Source organism: Methylobacterium ajmalii, assembly GCF_016613415.1.
Lineage (GTDB): Bacteria > Pseudomonadota > Alphaproteobacteria > Rhizobiales > Beijerinckiaceae > Methylobacterium > Methylobacterium ajmalii.
The window spans coordinates 21,545-40,764 of record NZ_JACWCT010000016.1 but is presented as its reverse complement, the minus strand read 5'-3'; the positions used below and the strand labels follow the sequence as shown (position 1 = coordinate 40,764).

Annotated in this window: 18 protein-coding genes; 8 read left to right on the top strand and 10 right to left on the bottom strand. The window is 68.9% G+C overall.

Annotated elements, in window-relative coordinates:
* Positions 1-50 precede the first annotated feature (50 nt).
* The 8 genes from cyoA to HPY23_RS02815 all read left to right on the top strand — a co-directional run bounded on the left by cyoA (position 51) and on the right by HPY23_RS02815 (position 8,468).
* Positions 51-1,151 carry a ubiquinol oxidase subunit II gene (gene cyoA, locus HPY23_RS02850; protein ID WP_091890468.1) on the top strand — a complete coding sequence of 367 codons (1,101 nt, stop codon included), beginning with the start codon at positions 51-53 and terminating at the stop codon, positions 1,149-1,151.
* A gap of 131 nt (positions 1,152-1,282) precedes the next feature.
* Positions 1,283-3,328 (top strand): cytochrome o ubiquinol oxidase subunit I, encoded by a 2,046-nt coding sequence (gene cyoB / locus HPY23_RS02845; RefSeq protein ID WP_060846487.1) that lies wholly within the window; start codon positions 1,283-1,285, stop codon positions 3,326-3,328.
* Between the two features lie 10 nt (positions 3,329-3,338).
* Entirely contained in the window at positions 3,339-3,968 is a 630-nt protein-coding gene (cyoC, locus tag HPY23_RS02840) for a cytochrome o ubiquinol oxidase subunit III (RefSeq protein WP_091890464.1), read from the top strand.
* Entirely contained in the window at positions 3,965-4,360 is a 396-nt protein-coding gene (cyoD, locus tag HPY23_RS02835) for a cytochrome o ubiquinol oxidase subunit IV (RefSeq protein ID WP_060846485.1), read from the top strand. Before cyoC ends, cyoD begins: the two co-directional genes overlap by 4 nt.
* Positions 4,357-5,115, top strand: coding sequence for an SURF1 family protein (locus tag HPY23_RS02830; protein ID WP_459564371.1), 759 nt, complete (start codon positions 4,357-4,359; stop codon positions 5,113-5,115). Before cyoD ends, HPY23_RS02830 begins: the two co-directional genes overlap by 4 nt.
* Before the next feature lie 58 nt (positions 5,116-5,173).
* Positions 5,174-6,544, top strand: a complete 1,371-nt coding sequence (locus tag HPY23_RS02825) for an ATP-binding protein (RefSeq protein ID WP_091890514.1) — start codon at positions 5,174-5,176, stop codon at positions 6,542-6,544.
* A 1-nt stretch (position 6,545) separates the two neighbouring features.
* Positions 6,546-7,082 (top strand): response regulator transcription factor, encoded by a 537-nt coding sequence (locus HPY23_RS02820; RefSeq protein ID WP_060846483.1) that lies wholly within the window; start codon positions 6,546-6,548, stop codon positions 7,080-7,082.
* 138 nt (positions 7,083-7,220) lie between these two features.
* Positions 7,221-8,468 carry an acyl-CoA dehydrogenase gene (locus HPY23_RS02815; protein WP_210344673.1) on the top strand — a complete coding sequence of 416 codons (1,248 nt, stop codon included), beginning with the start codon at positions 7,221-7,223 and terminating at the stop codon, positions 8,466-8,468.
* Here the strand turns inward: HPY23_RS02815 and HPY23_RS02810 are convergent.
* The 10 genes from HPY23_RS02810 to HPY23_RS02770 all read right to left on the bottom strand — a co-directional run bounded on the left by HPY23_RS02810 (position 8,465) and on the right by HPY23_RS02770 (position 19,085).
* Positions 8,465-8,935 (bottom strand): opioid growth factor receptor-related protein, encoded by a 471-nt coding sequence (locus HPY23_RS02810; protein ID WP_091890461.1) that lies wholly within the window; start codon positions 8,933-8,935, stop codon positions 8,465-8,467. The genes HPY23_RS02815 and HPY23_RS02810 overlap by 4 nt on opposite strands.
* Positions 8,936-8,983: 48 nt before the next feature.
* Entirely contained in the window at positions 8,984-9,238 is a 255-nt protein-coding gene (locus HPY23_RS02805) for a hypothetical protein (RefSeq protein ID WP_091890458.1), read from the bottom strand.
* Positions 9,239-9,330: 92 nt separating this feature from the next.
* Complete coding sequence (gene sfnG / locus HPY23_RS02800; RefSeq protein ID WP_200602102.1) at positions 9,331-10,431, bottom strand: dimethylsulfone monooxygenase SfnG; 1,101 nt, start codon at positions 10,429-10,431, stop codon at positions 9,331-9,333.
* 177 nt (positions 10,432-10,608) lie between these two features.
* A complete protein-coding gene (locus HPY23_RS02795) occupies positions 10,609-11,859 on the bottom strand; it encodes an acyl-CoA dehydrogenase family protein (protein WP_091890452.1) in 1,251 nt (416 codons plus the stop codon).
* A gap of 230 nt (positions 11,860-12,089) precedes the next feature.
* On the bottom strand, positions 12,090-13,187 hold the full coding sequence (alr, locus tag HPY23_RS02790) for an alanine racemase (protein WP_091890449.1): 1,098 nt from the start codon (positions 13,185-13,187) through the stop codon (positions 12,090-12,092).
* Positions 13,188-13,197: 10 nt separating this feature from the next.
* Complete coding sequence (locus tag HPY23_RS33510) at positions 13,198-13,329, bottom strand: hypothetical protein (protein ID WP_268926724.1); 132 nt, start codon at positions 13,327-13,329, stop codon at positions 13,198-13,200.
* A gap of 109 nt (positions 13,330-13,438) precedes the next feature.
* Complete coding sequence (locus HPY23_RS02785) at positions 13,439-15,445, bottom strand: methyl-accepting chemotaxis protein (RefSeq protein ID WP_236012980.1); 2,007 nt, start codon at positions 15,443-15,445, stop codon at positions 13,439-13,441.
* Between the two features lie 945 nt (positions 15,446-16,390).
* Positions 16,391-17,827: a pilus assembly protein TadG-related protein gene (locus tag HPY23_RS02780; RefSeq protein ID WP_200602101.1), complete on the bottom strand. Its 1,437-nt coding sequence runs from the start codon at positions 17,825-17,827 to the stop codon at positions 16,391-16,393.
* A complete protein-coding gene (locus HPY23_RS02775) occupies positions 17,821-18,537 on the bottom strand; it encodes a TadE/TadG family type IV pilus assembly protein (protein ID WP_091889451.1) in 717 nt (238 codons plus the stop codon). Before HPY23_RS02775 ends, HPY23_RS02780 begins: the two co-directional genes overlap by 7 nt.
* Positions 18,537-19,085, bottom strand: a complete 549-nt coding sequence (locus HPY23_RS02770; protein ID WP_060846474.1) for a TadE/TadG family type IV pilus assembly protein — start codon at positions 19,083-19,085, stop codon at positions 18,537-18,539. Before HPY23_RS02770 ends, HPY23_RS02775 begins: the two co-directional genes overlap by 1 nt.
* Positions 19,086-19,220 lie beyond the last annotated feature (135 nt).

The following is a 19,220-nucleotide window of genomic DNA, read 5'->3' as shown; positions in this document are numbered from 1 at the left end:
CGCGGTCGGCGTACAGGACAGGAGCCGAAAGCTGATCGTCCGGGCTGCCCGTGAAACACTTGCGCCTCCTCCTCGTACTTCCGTTCATCCTCCTCACCGGAGGATGCAATATGGTGCTGCTCTCGCCGTCCGGCGACGTGGCGCTGCAACAGCGTAACCTGCTGATCGCCTCCACGGTGCTGATGCTCCTCATCATCGTTCCGGTGATGGCGCTCACGGTCGCCTTCGCCTGGCACTACCGCGAGGGCAACAAGAAGGCGGTCTACGATCCCGATTTCCATCACTCGACCGGGCTCGAGGTGGTGATCTGGTCGGCGCCGCTCCTGATCATCATCGCGCTCGGCGCGCTGACCTGGCTCGGCACCCACCTGCTCGACCCCTACCGGCCGGTCAGCCGCATCAGCGCGTCGAAGCCGATCGTGTCGAGCGTCGGCGATCCGATGGTCTCGGGCAAGCCCCTGGTGGTCCAGGTCGTCGCCCTCGACTGGAAGTGGCTGTTCCTCTACCCCGAGCAGGGCATCGCCTCGCTCAACGAGGTCGCCGCGCCCGTCGACCGGCCGATCGAGTTCCGCATCACCTCCTCGTCGGTGATGAACTCGCTGTTCATCCCGGCGCTCGCCGGCCAGATCTACGCCATGCCGGGCATGCAGACGCGGCTCAACGCCGTGATCAACAAGACCGGCGACTACGAAGGCTTCTCGGCCAACTACAGCGGCGCCGGGTTCTCGCACATGCGCTTCACCTTCAAGGGCCTCGACGAGGGTGCGTTCAGCGCCTGGGTCGCCAAGGTCAAGCAGGACGGCGGCGGCCTGAACCGGGCCGACTACCTGAAGCTCGAGCGCCCGAGCGAGAAGGAGCCGGTGCGCTACTACAAGACCGTCGACGCCGACCTCTACGACGCGATCCTCAACATGTGCGTCGACCGCGCCAAGATGTGCATGCACGACATGGCGGCGATCGACGCCCGCGGCGGCGGCGGCCGCGAGGGCCTGCACAGCGTGATGAGCCTGACCTACGACAAGGCGGTGCGCCGCGGCACCGGGGCGACCCAGCAGGCGACCTTCGTCACCGCGCTCTGCACCCCGGCCGACGCCTACGGCCTCGGCAACGCCAAGACGGCCGCCGCCAACGCGACGCCGCGCCTGAACTGAGCCGCTTCCGCCGGACCGGTCACCGGTCCGGCGGCGACACTGACGCGGGAACGACGCGCCTCCCGGAACCGCCCCGCGCGGGTCCGCCGGCCCGGACCCCCGACGACGCTACCTGCACTCCAGGCTGAACCATGAACTCCGAGCACAATCCGATCGAAGCCTACCCGCACTGGTGGCGGCTGCTGTTCGGCCGCTTCACCCTCGAATCCCTGCCGCTCCACGAGCCGATCGTGGTGGTGACCTTCCTGGCGGTGGCGGTCGGCGGCCTCGCCGTCGTCGGCCTCCTGACCCGCTACCGGCTCTGGGGCCCGCTGTGGCGCGACTGGCTGACCAGCGTCGACCACAAGAAGATCGGGATTATGTACATGGTCCTCGGGCTCGTCATGCTGCTGCGCGGTTTTGCCGACGCGGTGCTGATGCGCTCGCAGCAGGCGATCGCGCATGGCGGCGCCGAGGGTTTCCTGCCGCCGCACCACTACGACCAGATCTTCACCGCCCACGGCGTGATCATGATCTTCTTCGTGGCGATGCCGCTGGTCACCGGGCTGATGAACTTCGTGGTGCCGCTGCAGATCGGCGCCCGCGACGTCGCCTTCCCGTTCCTCAACAACTTCAGCTTCTGGATGACCGCCGGCGGCGTCGTGCTCACGATGATGTCGCTGTTCGTCGGCGAGTTCGCGGCCACCGGCTGGCTCGCCTATCCGCCGCTGTCGAACATCGCCTACTCGCCGAGTACCGGCGTCGACTACTACATCTGGGCGCTGCAGATCGCGGGTGTCGGCACGACGTTGTCGGGCGTCAACCTGATCGCCACCATCGTCAAGATGCGGGCGCCGGGCATGTCGATGATGAAGATGCCGGTCTTCACCTGGACCTCGCTCTGCACCAACATCCTGATCGTCGCCTCCTTCCCGGTGCTCGGCGCGGTGCTGGCGCTGCTCACCCTCGACCGCTACGTCGGCACCAACTTCTTCACGAACGATCTCGGCGGCAACCCGATGATGTACGTGAACCTGATCTGGATCTGGGGTCACCCCGAGGTCTACATCCTGGTGCTGCCGGCCTTCGGCATCTTCTCCGAGGTGACCTCGACCTTCTCGGGCAAGCGCCTGTTCGGCTACGCCTCGATGGTCTACGCCACGGTCGTCATCACCATCCTGTCCTACCTGGTCTGGCTGCACCACTTCTTCACCATGGGGTCGGGGGCGAGCGTCAACTCGTTCTTCGGCATCACCACGATGATCATCTCGATCCCGACCGGCGCGAAGATCTTCAACTGGCTGTTCACGATGTATCGCGGCCGGATCCGCTTCGATCTGCCGATGATGTGGACGGTCGCCTTCATGCTGACCTTCGTCGTCGGCGGCATGACCGGCGTGCTGCTCGCCGTGCCCCCGGCCGACTTCGTGCTGCACAACTCGCTGTTCCTGGTCGCGCACTTCCACAACGTGATCATCGGCGGCGTGCTGTTCGGCCTCTTCGCCGGCATCTACTACTGGTGGCCGAAGGCCTTCGGCTTCCGCCTCGACCCGTTCTGGGGCAAGGTCTCGTTCTGGTGCTGGGTCGTCGGCTTCTGGGTCGCCTTCACGCCGCTCTACATCCTCGGCCTGATGGGCGTGACCCGGCGCATGAGCTCGTTCTCGGGCACGGAGTACCAGCCGCTCTTCGTCATCGCGGCCTTCGGCGCGGCGCTCGTCGCCTGCGGCATCGGCGCGATGCTGGTCCAGTTCGCCGTCAGCATCCTGCGGCGCGAGCAGCTGCGCGACGTCACCGGCGACCCGTGGGGCGGCCGCACCCTGGAATGGGCGACCTCCTCGCCGCCGCCGGCCTACAACTTCGCCTTCACGCCGATGGTGCATGACGGCGACGCCTGGTGGGACATGAAGAGCCGCGGCTACAAGCGTCCGCTGGAGGGCTACAAGGCCATCCACATGCCCAAGAACACCGGCGCGGGCCTCATCATCTCGGCCATCGCCACCGTGTTCGGCGTCGCCATGGTGTGGCACGTCTGGTGGCTCGCGGCGCTCACCTTCGTCGGCGTGATCGCGGCCGCCATTACCCACACCTTCAACTACGACCGCGACTACTACATTCCCGCCGACGAGGTGACGCGGAGCGAGGACGAGCGCACCCGCGCGCTCGCCACCGCCCCGGCCGCCACCCCCGTCGGAGCCTGAGGACCCCGCCATGGCACACTCACACACGGCCGCAGCGGACGACGGCGAGCTGCACTTCTACGTCGCCGACGAGCACGGTCACGCCGAGGGCGGGACCATGCTCGGGTTCTGGCTCTACCTGATGAGCGACTGCCTGATCTTCGCGATCCTGTTCGCGACGTACGGCGTGCTCGGACGGAACTACGCGGCGGGGCCGTCCGGCACGGACCTGTTCGACCTCAAGCTCGTGGCGGTGAACACCTCCATGCTCTTGTTCTCCTCCATCACCTACGGCTTCGCCATGCTGGAGATGGAGAAGGGCGACCAGCGCATGACCCAGCGCTGGCTCGCGGTCACGGGCGCCTTCGGCCTCTGCTTCATCGGCCTCGAGCTCTACGAGTTCGCCCACCTGATCCACGAGGGCGCCACGCCCCAGCGCAGTGCCTTCCTGTCGTCGTTCTTCACCCTGGTCGGAACGCACGGCGTCCACGTCACCTTCGGGTTGATCTGGCTCGTGACCCTGATGGTGCAGGTGCACCAGCGCGGCCTGATCCCGGCCAACCGCCGCCGGCTGATGTGCCTGAGCATGTTCTGGCACTTCCTCGACGTGATCTGGATCGGCGTCTTCACCTTCGTCTACCTGATGGGGTCCCTGAAATGAGCGCCCGCGCTCCCGTCTCCGACAACGTGCACGTCGAGGTCGTCCACGACCATCACGAGGCCGGCCACGGCAGCCGGCGGGAATACATCACCGGCTTCGTCCTGTCGGTGATCCTGACGGCGATCCCGTTCTGGCTGGTGATGGCGGAGGTCTTTTCGGACTCCCGCGTCACCTCGCTCGTCATCATGGCCTTCGCGGTGGCGCAGATCGTAGTCCACATGGTCTACTTCCTGCACATGAACGCGCGGTCGGAAGGCGGCTGGACCATGATGGCGCTGATCTTCACGGTCGTGCTCGTGGTGATCGCGCTCTCGGGCTCGCTCTGGGTGATGTACCACCTCAACACCAACATGATGCCGATGTCGCCGGGCGACATGCGCAACATGCCGTGACGGTGGCCGACGGCGACCTCGCGAACCCTGCCGGGGCGGCCGCGCCGCCCCGGTCCAAGCGCCTCCTGCTGGTTGCGCTCTGCCTCCTGGCGACGGCCCTGTTCGTCGCCCTCGGCATCTGGCAGGTCGAGCGCCGGGCCTGGAAGCTCGACCTCATCGCCCGCGTCGAGGCACGGCTCGCCGCCCCCCCGGTTCCGGCGCCGGGCCGCGCCGACTGGCCACGAATCACCCGCGACGCCGACGAGTATCGGCGGGTGACGGCGACCGGCCGCTTCCTGTCCGACCGCGCCGTGCGCACCACGGCCCTGACCGAGAGGGGCGCCGGCTCCTGGCTGCTCGTGCCGCTCGTCACGCCCGCCGGCGACACGATCCTGGTCAATCGCGGTTTCGTGCCGCCCGACTGGCGTGCGGTGCCGCCCGACCGGGGCGCGCCGGCCGGGGACGGGGAGGGGACCGTGACGGTCGCCGGGCTCCTGCGACTTCCCGAGCCCGGCGGCGGCTTCCTGCGCAACAACGACCCCGCCCACGACCGCTGGTACTCGCGCGACGTCGCCGCGATCGCCGCCGCCAAGGGTCTCGGGGACGTGGCGCCCTACTTCATCGACGCCGACGCATCCGGCAATTGGCCGGGCGAGCCGGTCGGCGGCCTGACCGTGGTGACGTTTCGCAACCACCACCTGATCTACGCGCTGACGTGGTTTGGCCTCGCCCTGATGGCGGGATATGCGGTCTTTCGGCTGCTGCGCGAGCGGTGAGGCGGGTGTCTTCCGGGTGATGAAGTCGATGTCGGGCGCGCGGGCGAACGGGACAGCCATGACCGACTGGGCGGAACTTCGCCGCACCGCCCGCGCCACCCTGATCGCGGCCGCCCGGCACCTCGGCATCGGCTCGCTCGCGGGCCTCGGCGAGGCGGAGCCGTCCGACGACGACCAGGATGGCGGCCGGCAGAACCTGCTGCTCCTGGTGCAGCTGCGCTGGATCGCGGTGGCGGGCCAGGTCGTCACCATCGCGGTGGCGCAAGCGGGCCTCGGCATCGCCCTGCCGCTCGGGGCGATGGCGGTGGTGCTGGCCGGCCTCGTGCTCCTCAACCTCGTGAGCCTCGCCTGGATCGCCCGCGGCGGCCGCGTCACCGAGGCGACGCTGTTCGTCGCGCTCCTCCTCGACGTCGCCGCGCTCACGGCGCAGCTCTCGCTCAGCGGCGGCGCCACCAACCCGTTCACGTCGCTGTTCCTGCTCCAGCTCACCCTGGCGGCGGTGCTGCTGAGCAGCCGGGCGACGATCGGCCTCGTGGCGCTCACCACCGCGGCGCTCGGCGTGCTGATGCTGGCCTACCGGCCGCTGGTGCTGCCGCAGGGCGAGGGCGAGACCGAGCTGTTCCGGCTCTACCTCGTCGGGATGCTGGTGAGCTTCGTCATCGACGCGGCCCTGATCGCGGTGTTCGTCACCCGGGTCTCGCGCAACCTGCGCCGGCAGGATGCCCGTCTGGCCGATCTGCGCCAGCGCGCGGCGGAAGAGGACCACATCGTCCGCATGGGGCTCCTGGCCTCGGGCGCCGCGCACGAGCTCGGCACGCCGCTCTCCTCGCTCTCGGTCATCCTCGGCGACTGGCGCCGGATGCCTGAGCTCACCGCCTCGCCCGACATCGCCCGCGAGATCGAGGAGATGCAGGAGGCGGTCGGGCGCTGCAAGGCGATCGTCACCGGCATCCTGCTCGCCGCCGGGGCCGCCCGGGGGGAGGCGCCGCACCTCACCACCGTGCGGGGCTTCGTCACCGAGCTCGCCGGCGACTGGCGCCGGATGCGCTCCTGCTTCTGCCTCCAGGTCCGCGACGAGTTCGGCGACGACCAGGAGATCGTCTCCGACACCGCCCTCAAGCAGGTGCTGTTCAACGTCCTCGACAACGCCCTCGACATGTCGCCGACCTTCGTCGAGCTGGTGCTCCTGCGCGACGGCGACACCCTGCGGCTCTCGGTCACCGACCGCGGCCCGGGTTTCGCGCCCGAGATGCTGGCGCGCCTCGGCCAGCCCTATACATCGAGCAAGGGCCGCCTCGGCGGCGGGCTCGGGCTGTTCCTCGTCGTCAACGTCGTGCGCAAGCTCGGCGGCACGGTGGAGGCCCGCAACCGCAGCTATGGAGGCGCCGTCGTGACCATCAGCCTGCCGCTCGCGAGCCTGACGGTGTGAGATGGCCGACGAGGACCGCCTGCTCGTCATCGTCGAGGACGACGACCGCTTCGCCGCCACCCTGACCCGCTCGTTCGAGCGCCGCGGCTACACGGTGGTGAGCCTGCCAGGCCTCGCACCCCTCGAGGCCCTGCTCGCCGAGCGCACGCCGACCTACGCGGTCGTCGATCTGAAGCTCAACGGCGAATCGGGCCTGGCCTGCGTCAAGGCGCTGCACGACCACGATCCGGAGATCCTCACGGTGGTGCTCACGGGCTATGCCAGCATCGCCACCGCCGTCGAGGCGATCAAGCTCGGCGCCTGCCACTACCTGGCGAAGCCCGCCAACACCGACGACATCGAGGCGGCGTTCTCCAAGGCGGCAGGAGACGTCGACGTCTCCCTCGACGGCCGGCCGACCTCGATCAAGACGCTCGAATGGGAGCGCATCCACCAGACCCTGGTCGAGACCGACTTCAACATCTCGGAGACCGCCCGCCGGCTCGGGATGCACCGGCGCACGCTGGCCCGCAAGCTCGACAAGCAGCAGGTGAAGTGACCCGGCCCGTCCCGGGCCGCCAGCTTACGCGGCCTTGGGCTGCCTGCATGGCTGGGCCGTGCGGAATGCGGTTTCGCATCCTGGCGAAGGCGGCGCACCCGCGGTAACGTCCGGCCCGAAATGCAAGGAGGAGACGCCATGAACCCCCCGTCCGCCGCGGTCGCGACCCAGACCAACCTCAGCCCGGTGAAGCCCCATGAAGGCACCCGCGGCGCGTTCCGGTGGGACGACCCCTTCCTGCTCGACGACCAGCTCACCGACGACGAGCGCCTGATCCGCGATTCCGCCCGCAGCTTCGCGCAGGAGCGCCTGCTGCCCGGCGTCGTCGAGGCCTATGCCGAGGAGAAGACCGACCGCTCGCTGTTCAACGCCATGGGCGAGCTCGGGCTTCTCGGCGTCACCCTGCCGGAGGAGTACGGCTGCGCCGGCGCGTCGTACGTCGCCTACGGCCTCGTCGCCCGCGAGGTGGAGCGGATCGATTCCGGCTACCGCTCGATGATGAGCGTGCAATCCTCGCTCGTCATGTACCCGATCTATGCCTACGGCGACGAGACGCAGCGGAAGAAGTACCTGCCGAAGCTCGCCTCGGGCGAGTTCGTCGGCTGCTTCGGCCTGACCGAGCCGGATGCCGGCTCCGACCCGGCCGGCATGAAGACCCGGGCCGAGAAGATCGACGGCGGCTACCGCCTGTCGGGCGCCAAGACCTGGATCTCCAACTCCCCCATCGCCGACGTGTTCGTGGTCTGGGCGAAGTCGCCGTCCCACGACAACCAGATCCGCGGCTTCATCCTCGAGAAGGGGATGAAGGGTCTCTCGGCGCCCAAGATCAAGGGCAAGCTCTCGTTGCGCGCCTCGATCACCGGCGAGATCGTGATGGACGGCGTCGAGGTGCCGGAATCGGCGCTGCTGCCCAACGTCTCGGGGCTCAAGGGGCCGTTCGGCTGCCTCAACCGGGCCCGCTACGGCATCTCCTGGGGCGCGCTCGGCGCGGCCGAGGATTGCTGGCACCGCGCGCGGCAATACACCCTCGACCGCAAGCAGTTCGACCGGCCGCTCGCCCAGACCCAGCTGGTGCAGAAGAAGCTCGCCGACATGCAGACCGAGATCGCGCTCGGTCTTCAGGGGAGCTTGAGGGTGGGTCGGCTGTTCGACGAGGGCCGGATGGCGCCCGAGATGATCTCGCTGGTCAAGCGCAACAATTGCGGCAAGGCGCTCGCCATTGCCCGCGAGGCGCGCGACATGCACGGCGGCAACGGCATCATGGGCGAATACCACGTGATGCGCCACGCCCAGAACCTCGAGACGGTCAACACCTACGAGGGCACCCACGACGTCCACGCCCTGATCCTGGGCCGGGCGCAGACCGGGCTGCAGGCGTTCTTCTAGTCGTCGACCGCCCGTCGCCAATAGTCCAGGCTCTCCGGGTTCACCGGGGAGCCTGCCTCCGCGATGAAGCCGAGGACGGCCTCGTGGAAGCCCCGCGCCTCGTCGATCCCCGCGAGGTCGCGCAGCGCCGTAAGGATGCGGGTGATGCGCAGGTGGTTGTGGTCGAAAGCCCGCCGCCAGCCCGTCGTCCCGGCGTAGAAGCGCAGCATCCGGTCTCGGGCGGCGAGCAGCCCGGCCCGCGCCGCCGGGTCGGCCCGGATCGCCGCCGCCTCCGCGGGCCCGAGCACCGGGGCCCCCGGCACCGCCCGGCTCGCCGCGTCGAGCGGAAACAGCCACTGGATGAAGTCGTGCACGCCCTCGATCCCGGCGTCGTCGAAGGCCAGCACCTCGGCGAGGCGGCGCCCGCTCCCGTCGCGGCCGCGGCCGGCGAGGAAGGCGTGGACCGGTCCTGCCTCCGCCTCGGTCATGCTCGCCTCCCGCTGCCTTGCCGGGCCCGCTCGCCTCGTCGTTTCGATCTAAGGCGAGGCGCAGCGGCGCACAGGCGGCGCGGTCGCGCAATCGAGACTGCAGTGCTGGCGCACGCCGCAGAACCACGACAGGCTGCCGCTCTTGAGGCAGGCGCCGCCGCATTGCCGGTAGGCGCCGTAGATCGGCCGGACATAGACCGGCTCGGTCAGCGCCCGCGCCCGCTCCGCCCCCGGCATGGCGGACGCGGGCATCGCCGCGAGCGCGAGGAGGAGCAGGGTCGTGCTGGAGCGAAGGTCGATCATCACCGGGCCGCCGTGCGGAACGGCCCGATGATCGGTTCACCCGCGCGGCGGGTCGATTAAATTGCGCTTCATCGTTGCGCCGGGGAGACCGCTCAGGCGGCTTCCTTGCGCTCGGCCCGCGCCGCCTCCAGGGCCCGCACCCGCGGAATCACCTCGTCGCCGAAATACTTCACCTCCTCCTGGAAGTGCAGGAAGCCGAGCAGCGCCAGGTCGGCGCCGGCCTCCTTGAGCGCCAGGATGCGCTCGGCGATCTGGTCGGGCGTGCCGATCAGGTTGGTGCGGAAGCCGTCGTTGTACTGGACCAGGTCCTCGAAGGTGGAGTTCGCCCAATTGCCCTCGCGCTCAGGCGAGGCGGCGCCGGCATTCTTCGCCTCGTGGCCGAAGGCGCGCACGGCGTCCGGGTCGGCCTGGTCGATGATGTCCTGCAGGACGGCACGGGCCTCCTCCTCGGTGTCGCGGGCGATCACGAAGGCATTGACGCCGACCTTCACGCTGCGTCCCTCGGCGCCGGCCTTGTGGCGGATGTCGTCGACCTGGGCGCGGATCTTTTCGGGCGTGTTGCCGTTGGTGAAGTACCAGTCGGAGACCCGGGCCGCCATGTCCCGCGCCGCCCGCGAGGAGCCACCCTGGAAGATCTCGGGCAGCGGCTCGGCCGGTTTCGGCTTCAGGGTGTAGTTGCTGTATCGGTAGAAATCGCCCCGGAAGGTGAAGTTGTCCTCGGTCCAGATCCCCCGCAGGGCCCGGATGAATTCCTCCGAGCGGCGGTAGCGCTCGTCGTGGTCGAGCCACGGCTCGCCGATCGCCCGGAACTCGCCCGAGAACCAGCCGCTGACGATGTTGACCGAGATGCGCCCGTGGGTGAGCTGCGAGATCGTGGCGATCTGCTTTGCCGCGATCGTCGGGTTCCACGGCCCGGGCAGGATCGCGGCGATCACCTTCAGCTTGTCCGTGGCGGCGAGCAGCGCGTGGCTGAAGGCGACCGATTCGTGCTGGTACTCGGCGCCGTAGCCGGCGGTGAAGCGGATCTGGGTCAGGGCATAGTCGAAGCCGGCCGTCTCGGCGATGCGCGCCAGCTCGCGGTTGTAGTCGCCGTCCCAGCCCGTGCGCTGGGGGATCTTGCTGACGACGAGACCGCCGGAGACGTTCGGCACCCAGTAGGCAAAGCGAATCGGCTCGGGGGTTTGCTGCGTCATGGGCGGATCCTCGCTCGTCAATCTTTAGAAGAGCCGGCGCCGTCATGGTCGAACGGCGCGGTTGACCTTCAGTATCGAAGGCCGTTTCCGCGCCGTCAAAAGCATCGTCGTGCTTTTTTGCGGTCCGCGCGGGAAAGCCGTTCTCTCGAACGCGGCTTCCGTGCGGATGATCTTCCGTCAGGCCTTCGGCCGCTCGCGGTTGCCGTACTGCGCCAGTTCCAGCCGGGCGATCGAGCGGTTGTGGACTTCGTCGGGCCCGTCGGCGAGGCGCAGGGTCCGGATGCGGGCGTAGGAATAGGCGAGGCCGGCATCGCTGCTGACGCCGGCGCCGCCATGGGCCTGGATCGCGTCGTCGATGATCTTCAAGGCCATGCGGGGGGCCGCGACCTTGATCATCGCGATCTCGAGCTTGGCGCCCTTGTTGCCGACCTTGTCCATCATGTCGGCCGCCTTGAGGCAGAGGAGGCGGGTCATCTCGATGTCGGTGCGGGCCTCGCCGATGCGCTGCTCCCAGACCGAATGGTCGGCGATGCGCTTGCCGAAGGCGACGCGGGTCAGCAGGCGCTTGGCCATCTTCTCCAGCGCCTCTTCCGCGACGCCGATGGTGCGCATGCAGTGGTGGATGCGTCCCGGCCCGAGGCGCCCTTGCGCGATCTCGAAGCCGCGGCCCTCGCCGAGCAGAAGATTCTCGGCCGGCACCCGGACGTCGTTGAGGATCACCTCGGCATGGCCGTGCGGCGCGTCGTCGTAGCCGAAGACCGGCAGCATCCGCACCACCTCGATCCCGGGGGTGTCGAGGGGCACGAGGATCTGCGACTGCTGCTGGTGCAGAGGGGCGCTGGTGTCGGTCTTGCCCATCACGATGGCAACGGCGCAGCGCGGATCGCCGACGCCCGACGACCACCACTTGCGGCCGCTGATGACGTAGTGGTCGCCGTCGCGGCGGATGCGGGTCTCGATGTTGGTGGCATCCGACGAGGCCACGTCCGGCTCGGTCATCAGGAAGGCCGAGCGGATCTCGCCGGCCATCAGGGGGGTGAGCCAGCGCTCCTTCTGGGCCTTGGTGCCGTAGCGGTGCAGCACCTCCATGTTGCCGGTATCGGGCGCCGAGCAGTTGAACACCTCGGAGGCCCACTGGATCCGGCCCATCTCCTCGGCGCAGAGCGCGTAATCGAGGTTGGTGAGCCCGGCACCGCGGAAATCGCCGTCGTCGTGATCGGGGGAGGGCGGCAGGAAGAGGTTCCACAGCCCGGCCTCGCGAGCCTTGGGCTTCAACCGCTCGATCACCGGCACCGGCTGCCACCGGTCGGCGCCGAACGCCTCCATCTCGGCCTTGTAGGTCGGCACCGCCGGGCGGACGTGCTCGTCCATGAAGGCCCGGACCCGGTCGCGCCAGTGGCGTTGCCGCTCGGAGAGGGTGAAGTCCATGCGCGCGATCCTCCCGTGGCCGGGGTCTTCGGCCCCGGCATTCCCGGGCGGGAGCCTAGCGCCAACCGGCGCTCAACAAAACCGTCTTTTCGAAAGAGGGGAGACGCGTGGGCCGCGGCGGCGCCGTACCGAATTTTCGAAGGTGCCGCCGCTCGCTCGATGCGGCTCATCCCCTCGGTGTCATCCCGGGTTCTCGCCCTCGGCGAGCCCCCCGTATGACCCGGCGGATGTCAGTCCCGATACACCCGCGCGTAGCGCCGCCCGAGGCCGGTCAGGATCTCGTAGCCGATCGTGCCGGCGTGGCGCCCCACCGTGTCGAGATCGAGCCCGTCGCCGATGAGCGTCGCGGGGGCGCCGCGGACCGCCGCCTCGGCGGGCGCACCGGTGACGTCGAGGATGATGAGGTCCATCGAGACGTTGCCGACGAAGGGGCAGCGCACGCCGCCGACCACCGCCTCGCCGCGGCCGGTCGAGGCGCGGGGAAAGCCGTCGGCGTAGCCCAGCGACAGGGTGGCGAGGCGGCGCGGTCCGGAGGCGGTCCAGCGGGCGTTGTAGCCGGCGGTCTCGCCGGCCGCGACCTCGCGGACCTGCAGGATGGTGGCCTCGAGCCGCACCACCGGCCGCATCGGGTTGTCGTGCCCGGGCCGCGGATTGCCGCCGTAGAGCGCGTAGCCGGGACGAGCCAGGTCGGCGCGGCAGGAAGCGAGGAAATCGCCCGACGAGTTGGCGAGCGAGGCCCGGATGCCCGGATAGGCGGCGCGCACCCGGGCGAACTCGGCGGCCTGATGGTCGGTGAGGGGGTCGTGCTCGACCTCCGCGCTGACGAGATGGCTCATCAGGAGGTCGATGCCGGCCTGTGCCACCACCGGATCGCCGGCGAGCGCCAGCCCTTCGGCGACCGAGAGGCCGAGGCGGTTCATGCCGGTATCGACGTGGAGCGCCGCCGGGCGGGTCGTGCCCTCGGCCCGGTTCGCCGCCGCCCACTCGGCGACCTCCTCGATCGAGCCGAGGACCGGGCGGAGATCCGCCTCCCGGTAGGCGGGCGCGCTGCCCGGGGGAAAGCCGTTCAGCACGTAGATCGCGGCCTCCGGCAGGGCGGCCCGCGCACGCACGCCCTCCGACAGGTGGGCGACGAAGAAGGTCCGGCAGCCCTCCCGCCACAGGGCCGGGCCGGCCTCGGCGATCCCGCAGCCATAGGCGTCGGCCTTGATGACCGCCGCCGTCTCCGGGCATTGCGCCTCTTGCGCGAGGCGGCGCCAGTTCGCCCGCAGGGCCGCGAGGTCGATCGTCAGGCGGCCGCCATGGCCGAGGGAAGGGAGGTCGGTCATGCCAGCTTGTCTAGCCCGGCGCGTCCGCGCCGCCAAGGCAGCCGTGCCGCATGTCCCGTCCGTCTCCTGTCCCGGCCGGGGTGGCCATCCGGCCGTCATGGCCGAGGGCCAACCCGACGCCGCGGTAGAGGTGCAGGGACACCAGGGCGCCACTCCAGTCCGTCGTCGAACGCCACAGGCGCGGCCCGCGTGGCGAGGCCATGAGCCCCGCAACTGCGAGCGGCGCCGGATGGACGGGGTACGATCCAGGCTCAGGCCGCCCGCACGGTGGCGAGGAAGCGGGCGACCTCGGCGGACAGGTGCTCGGACTGGCGCGACAGCTCCGAGGAGGCCGACAGAACCTGGGACGCCGCCGCGCCGGTCTCCTCGGCCGCCCCGGCCACGCCCGCGATGGTCGTCGTCACCTCGCCCGCCCCGGTCGCCGCCTCGTGCACGTTGCGCACGATCTCCCGCGTCGCCGCCCCCTGCTGCTCCACCGCCGCCGCGATCGAGGACGCCACCCCGTCGATCTCGCGGATCCGCCCCTCGATCACGTCGATCGCCGTCACCGCCTGGCCGGTCGAGCCCTGGATGCGCTGGATGTGGCCGGCGATCTCACCGGTCGCCTTGGCGGTCTGGTTGGCCAGCGCCTTGACCTCGGCCGCCACCACGGCGAAGCCCCGGCCCGCCTCGCCGGCCCGCGCCGCCTCGATCGTCGCGTTGAGCGCGAGCAGGTTGGTCTGCCCGGCGATCGTCGAGATCAGCTCGACCACGTCGCCGATCTGCGACACCGCCGCCGACAATTCCCCGACGAGATGCGAGGTCCGGCCGGCCTCCGCCACTGCGCCCTGCGCCAGCGCGGCCGAGCCCGCCACCTGGCGGGCGATCTCCTGCACGCTGGTGCCGAGTTCTTCCGAGGCGACCGCCACCGTGCCGACATTGGCCGAAGCCTGCTCGGCCGCCGCCGCGACGCTGATCGATTGCGCCGCCGTCTGCGACGCGGTCGCGGTCATGACCTGGGCCGTGGCCTGCAGCTCGGTCGCCGAGGACGACACCATGCCGACGATTCCCCCGACCGCCCGCTCGAACCCGTCGGCGAGCGCCAGCATGGTGCGCCGGCGCTCGGCCTCCGCCGCCGCCTCGGCGACCCGTTTCACCTCGGCCTGCTCGCGCGCGGTACGCGCCACCATCTCCTTGATCGCCTCGACGGCGCGGCCGACCGCGCCGATCTCGTCGCGGCGCGCCGCCACGTCGATCCGGGCCTCGACGTCGCCGCCGGCCATGCGCTGCAGGACGGCGACCAGACGGTTCAACGGCCGGGCGACGGTGACCGACATCAGCCGGCTCACCACCACGGCGAGGACGAGCAGCACCAGGATCGTGGTCGCCGCGAGGGCGGTGGCCAGCCGGGTGACGGGGGCGAAGGCGTGGGCGCGGTCGACCGAGAGGGCGACGTACCAGTCGAGGGAGGCGGGGAGGTCGGGCACCCGGGCGAAGGCGGTCAGGGTCGGGCGCTCGCCCTCGCGCGTCTCGGCGGTCTCCTGGCCGATCGCCGGCAGGGGGCCGGTGATCAGGTCGGACAGGGGCTTGCCGTTGAGCTCGGCGCGGGGGTGGATCAGGATCTTGCCGGCGCGCGACACCAGGTAGGCGTAGCCGGTGCCGCCGGTGTCGACGGCATTGATCATGCGGGCGAGGGCGCCGAGGTCGAAGTCGCTGCCCGCGACGCCGAGCAGGGCGCCGTTGGCATCGCGCATCGGGGCGGCGCTGGTGATGGTCAGGCTGCCGGATCGGGCGGCGGCGCCGTAGGGCTCGGTGAGGATCGGCCCGTTGGCGGCGACGGCGGCCTGGTACCAGGGGCGCTTGCGCGGGTCGTAGCCGGGGGGCAGGTCCTCTTTGGGCATCTGCGAGAAGAAGCCGTCGGTGCGGCTGACGTAGCTGATGAGGAAGCTGTCGCGCGAGATGGGCAGGTCGAGGGCGCGGTCGGAGGCGGCATCGATGCCGTGGAGCGCGGCCTGCTGGGCGAGCATCTGGGTCAGGTCGATCTTGCCGCGCAGCCAGTTCCCGACGCTGCGCGAGGCGGTCGATCCGAGCTTGGCCATGTTGGCGGTGACGTCGCGCTGCAGGGCGTCGGCTTGCGTGACGTAGATGTAGGTCGAGCCGACGGCGAACGCGGCGCAGACGGTCGCCAGGATCATCGCCGTGGCGCGGCCAGAGACGCCGATGTATCGGCGGCCTGCGGGCGCGGCCGGGCGAATGCTGTCCGTTACGTTGAAGGCCATTTTCTCTGTCCCAGCAAACTCACCTTCCAGTGACAGATCAGAGCATAAAAATTCGTTACGAAAAATTGTCACATCTTGATATTTTTCTCGGTATGGCGGATTGATTTTGCGTCATGCGTTGCCGTATGCTCTATTTGGCGATTCATTCAAGAAAATACGCTGGAAATATAAATCGACAGACTGTTTTGTTCATCGTAATCCGGCCAAGGCAGCATCACAGGTTATTGTACCCATGGGAATCAACGCGCCGTCCGAGCCATGGCGCTTTTTAGATTGATAAAATTTCTCAGAGAGAGAAGACATCAGTGATAATCGAAGAGATAATGCGGCTCAAAATTTTGCATTTCGATCTAAGGGCGGGTCGCTTGCGTGAATCGAGCTGATCAATCAGCTCGCGGCGCCCGGCCGGGACATTCGATCCACCGCTGTGCCAGACCGGATGATTTTATTCATACGGCCGGCAGGGGTCTCGATCGAAGGTGTTTCCCTAGGTCACCGGAATAGTGACGATGCGGGGTCGGCGCGAGATCTCTGCATTTCCTGAAAATCTTGTGTCGCCAGGGAGATCGCGACCAGCGTAGCGAGCGCGAATCGGCAGTTCCTCACGATCGGCATACCTGATTGCAAGCAGGTCGTCGGTCGAGGAGCGATCCGTCCGCACCCTGCAGGTCAGTGCCGTCCCGCGGCCTTCAAAGGACGATCCCCGTCGGCGTGTTGGTGAGCAACGATGACGCCGATCATGACCGTCGGTCGAGCACATCAGGGGATGGTACGTGCCGACCTCGTACGGGAACCCGTCGGACCGGCGTGGCAGGGCCGGATCGCCGCCGACCTCGTGCTCGACCCGACGCCCGGCGGCGTCGCGGCCGACTTGGAGGCGCGGGGAGCACCGCCGCCGGGCGGTGGCGGCGTCGATCCTCTCGGGCCTGCGGCCGGTCTCCACGCCTACTGGGTCAGGCGGGCGACCTTGAGCGCCTGGTCGAACATCGCCTTGAGGGCCGCGGTGATGTCTTCGGGAGAATTGGCGGCCTTGAAGTAGCCCGGCGACGCGCAGGACTGGAGCGCCGTGCCGAGCGTCGGGCTGAAACCGTTGACCCGCTTGTTCTCCCAGGCGATGCCGCCGCCCTTGTCGGTGAACGAGATCTGGTTGTACGGGATGTAGAGGACCGAGATCGTCGCCCCGGCGGCCTTGAGGGCATCGCAGTTCTTCGCGTCGATCTGTGAGGGCTGCGAGCCGTCCCACCAGGCATCGCCCCAGCCTGGGAACTTCGACGGATTGCCCGGATAGGCGTATTGCGTGCCCGGCTTGACGAAGAAGTGCTGCCCGTTCTGCATCCCGTCTGTGACGAGGAACACGAACGGCTTGCGGTTCGTGCTCGTCGATCCGTCGCCGAAGCCGTTCTGGGTCACGATCGTCTTCATCTGCGGGAAGGCGACCTCGAAATGGGTGCCGCCCGCGCCGACGCCGGTGGTCGGGTCGTTGGGACTGTTGAGCTGGGTCGACCCGGTATCGAGGAGGTTGGTGAAGGCGAGCGGCCAGGAATTCGCGCACTGGGCGGACGTCTTCAGCGAGTTCACGTCGCCGGTGATGCCGGCCAGGGTCGCGAGCTGGTTTATGAACGGGTAGATGCCGATCCGGTACTGGTTCGGCACGGTCGGGAAGCCCGCCCTCTGCAGGAGCGCGCAGACCGCGTTGTTCACCGCGTCAGACCGCAGCTGGATCTTGCCCGCCGCTAGGCCCCAGCCCTTGTAGCCGGGGAAGTGGCAGGCGAACTGGCAGCCCTGCTTGTAGTCGCTGTACATGTCGTCGTTGTCTTTGGCGAGCTGCGTCATGCCGCTCGCCGTCGTGGGCAGGCCCATCGATCCCGACACGTCGACCATCAGGTAGAAGTCGAGGTAGCTCGGCAGGTCGACCGAGGCGGTCACCGTATTGCCCACCGTGGTGGTCGGTACCAGGAAGAGCTTCGAGAAGCTGTTCTGGATCGTTGCCGTATAGGTGATCTTGGCAGTGATGGTCTGGCCGGCGATCTGGACGTCCGGCGTCTGCAGGTTCGCGCTTCCGAGGGGCACGTTGCCGATGTTGACGTTGAAGCTGTTGACCGCCTGGGTCCGGCCCGCCGCCTTCGCGGACTCGAGCACGCCGCTCTGCGACGAGTTGGCGGCGATGTAGGTCTTGGCGGTCACGATCGCGGCGAGGGCGGCGGCATCGGCCGCCCGGTCGAGCCGCGAGCGATTGGTCACCGCGACGCCGTAATCGACCCCGAGCCCGATCAGGCCGACCATCGGGATCAGGCTGAGCCCGAACAGCATGTTGATGCCGCCGTTGCGGCAGCGGCGGAACGATGCCGCCGCGGCGGCGAACCGGGATGCGGAGGTCAGCATTTCGAGGCGATTCCGTCGTTGTTGGTTGTGTCGAAATCGACGAGCGTCGCGTAGCGCGGCTGGATGTAGGCCGTGCGCGCGATCCGCAGCGAAGGCAGGTAGTTGGCGCCGAAGGTCGGCGTGAAGGTGAATGCCACGTCGATCACCACCGCCGCCGCGGGCCCGAACAGGGAGCGCGGCAGGGCCGTGCGGCTCGGAGGGGCGGTGTTCGACGCCGCGATCTGGGGCGTGCCGCAGGGCCGGTAGGCGACCCCGGTCGCGGGCTGGGTCGTGCCCGTGCTGGTCCAGACCACGTCGGCGCGGTAGCAGGCCGACAGGTCGCTCCCATCCGTGCAGGTCGTCGCCGTCTGGGTGAACTTGATGCTGGCGTAGTTGATCGTGACGACCTGCCACCACGCCTGGCCCCGGCGGCGTCCCTCGGCCATCAGGTACGGGAACAGCACCAGCGCGGAATCGTAGCTGAAATGCAGGTCGCCCGCGTTGACCATCGCGACGGTCGAGCCGCTCGGCGGCTGGGTCTGCGAGATCATCTGGCTGATCGAACGGACCACCAGTTCGACCTTGCGCACGGCGTTGATGTACGACACGACCTGGATGCCGCCGAGCATGATCACCAGGATGACCGGCATGATCAACGCCATCTCGACGGCGGCGAGGCCGTCCTCGGCGCTTCGGAAGCGCCGGATGCGGGACACGAGGACGGACCGCATCAGTAGCTCTCGACGCGGAAGGCGGCGGTCGAGATGATGAGGTAGGCCGGCTTGCCGTTGTACATCGTCGAAGCATCGAGCCAGGCGGTCATGAACGACGGCAGGAACGTGACCGGATAGATGACCTGCAGGTACTGGTAGTCGCCCTGGCTGCCGAGGGTGAACTGGCCGCTTCCCGGCGTCAGGGCCGGCAGCGCCAGGCCGCTCTGGTCGGCCTTGACGTAGGCGTAGTAGCCCGGCGCCGTCGCTTTCGGGACGACGTAGAGGTTGACGATCACGTCGCTGCAGGACATCGCGGCCGGGAGCTTGCCGCACAGGGCCTGGGTGAAGTCCGCCAGGGTGGGCGGCGTTGCCTGCTGCTGCGCCTTGCCGACGATGACCTGACGGGACGCCTGCTCGGTGGCGAAGTCGAGCTTCTGCCCGAAGTACAGGATCTCCGCCACGACCATCGTGAACAGGATGACGGCCATGAACATCATGCCGACCAGGGCGAACTCGACCGCAGTCGATCCCTTCTCGTCACGGATGAGGCCCAGCGGATGTCGCATGGCGCGACCGTAGGGTCAGGCCGTTAAAAGCCGGATAACCGACCCCTCTAAACATGGGGTTCCGCGGCCGCATTGCGGGGCGGCACCGCCCGCGGTGCCGATGGGCTTAACGGTTGGTGGATCGATTCGCCGACA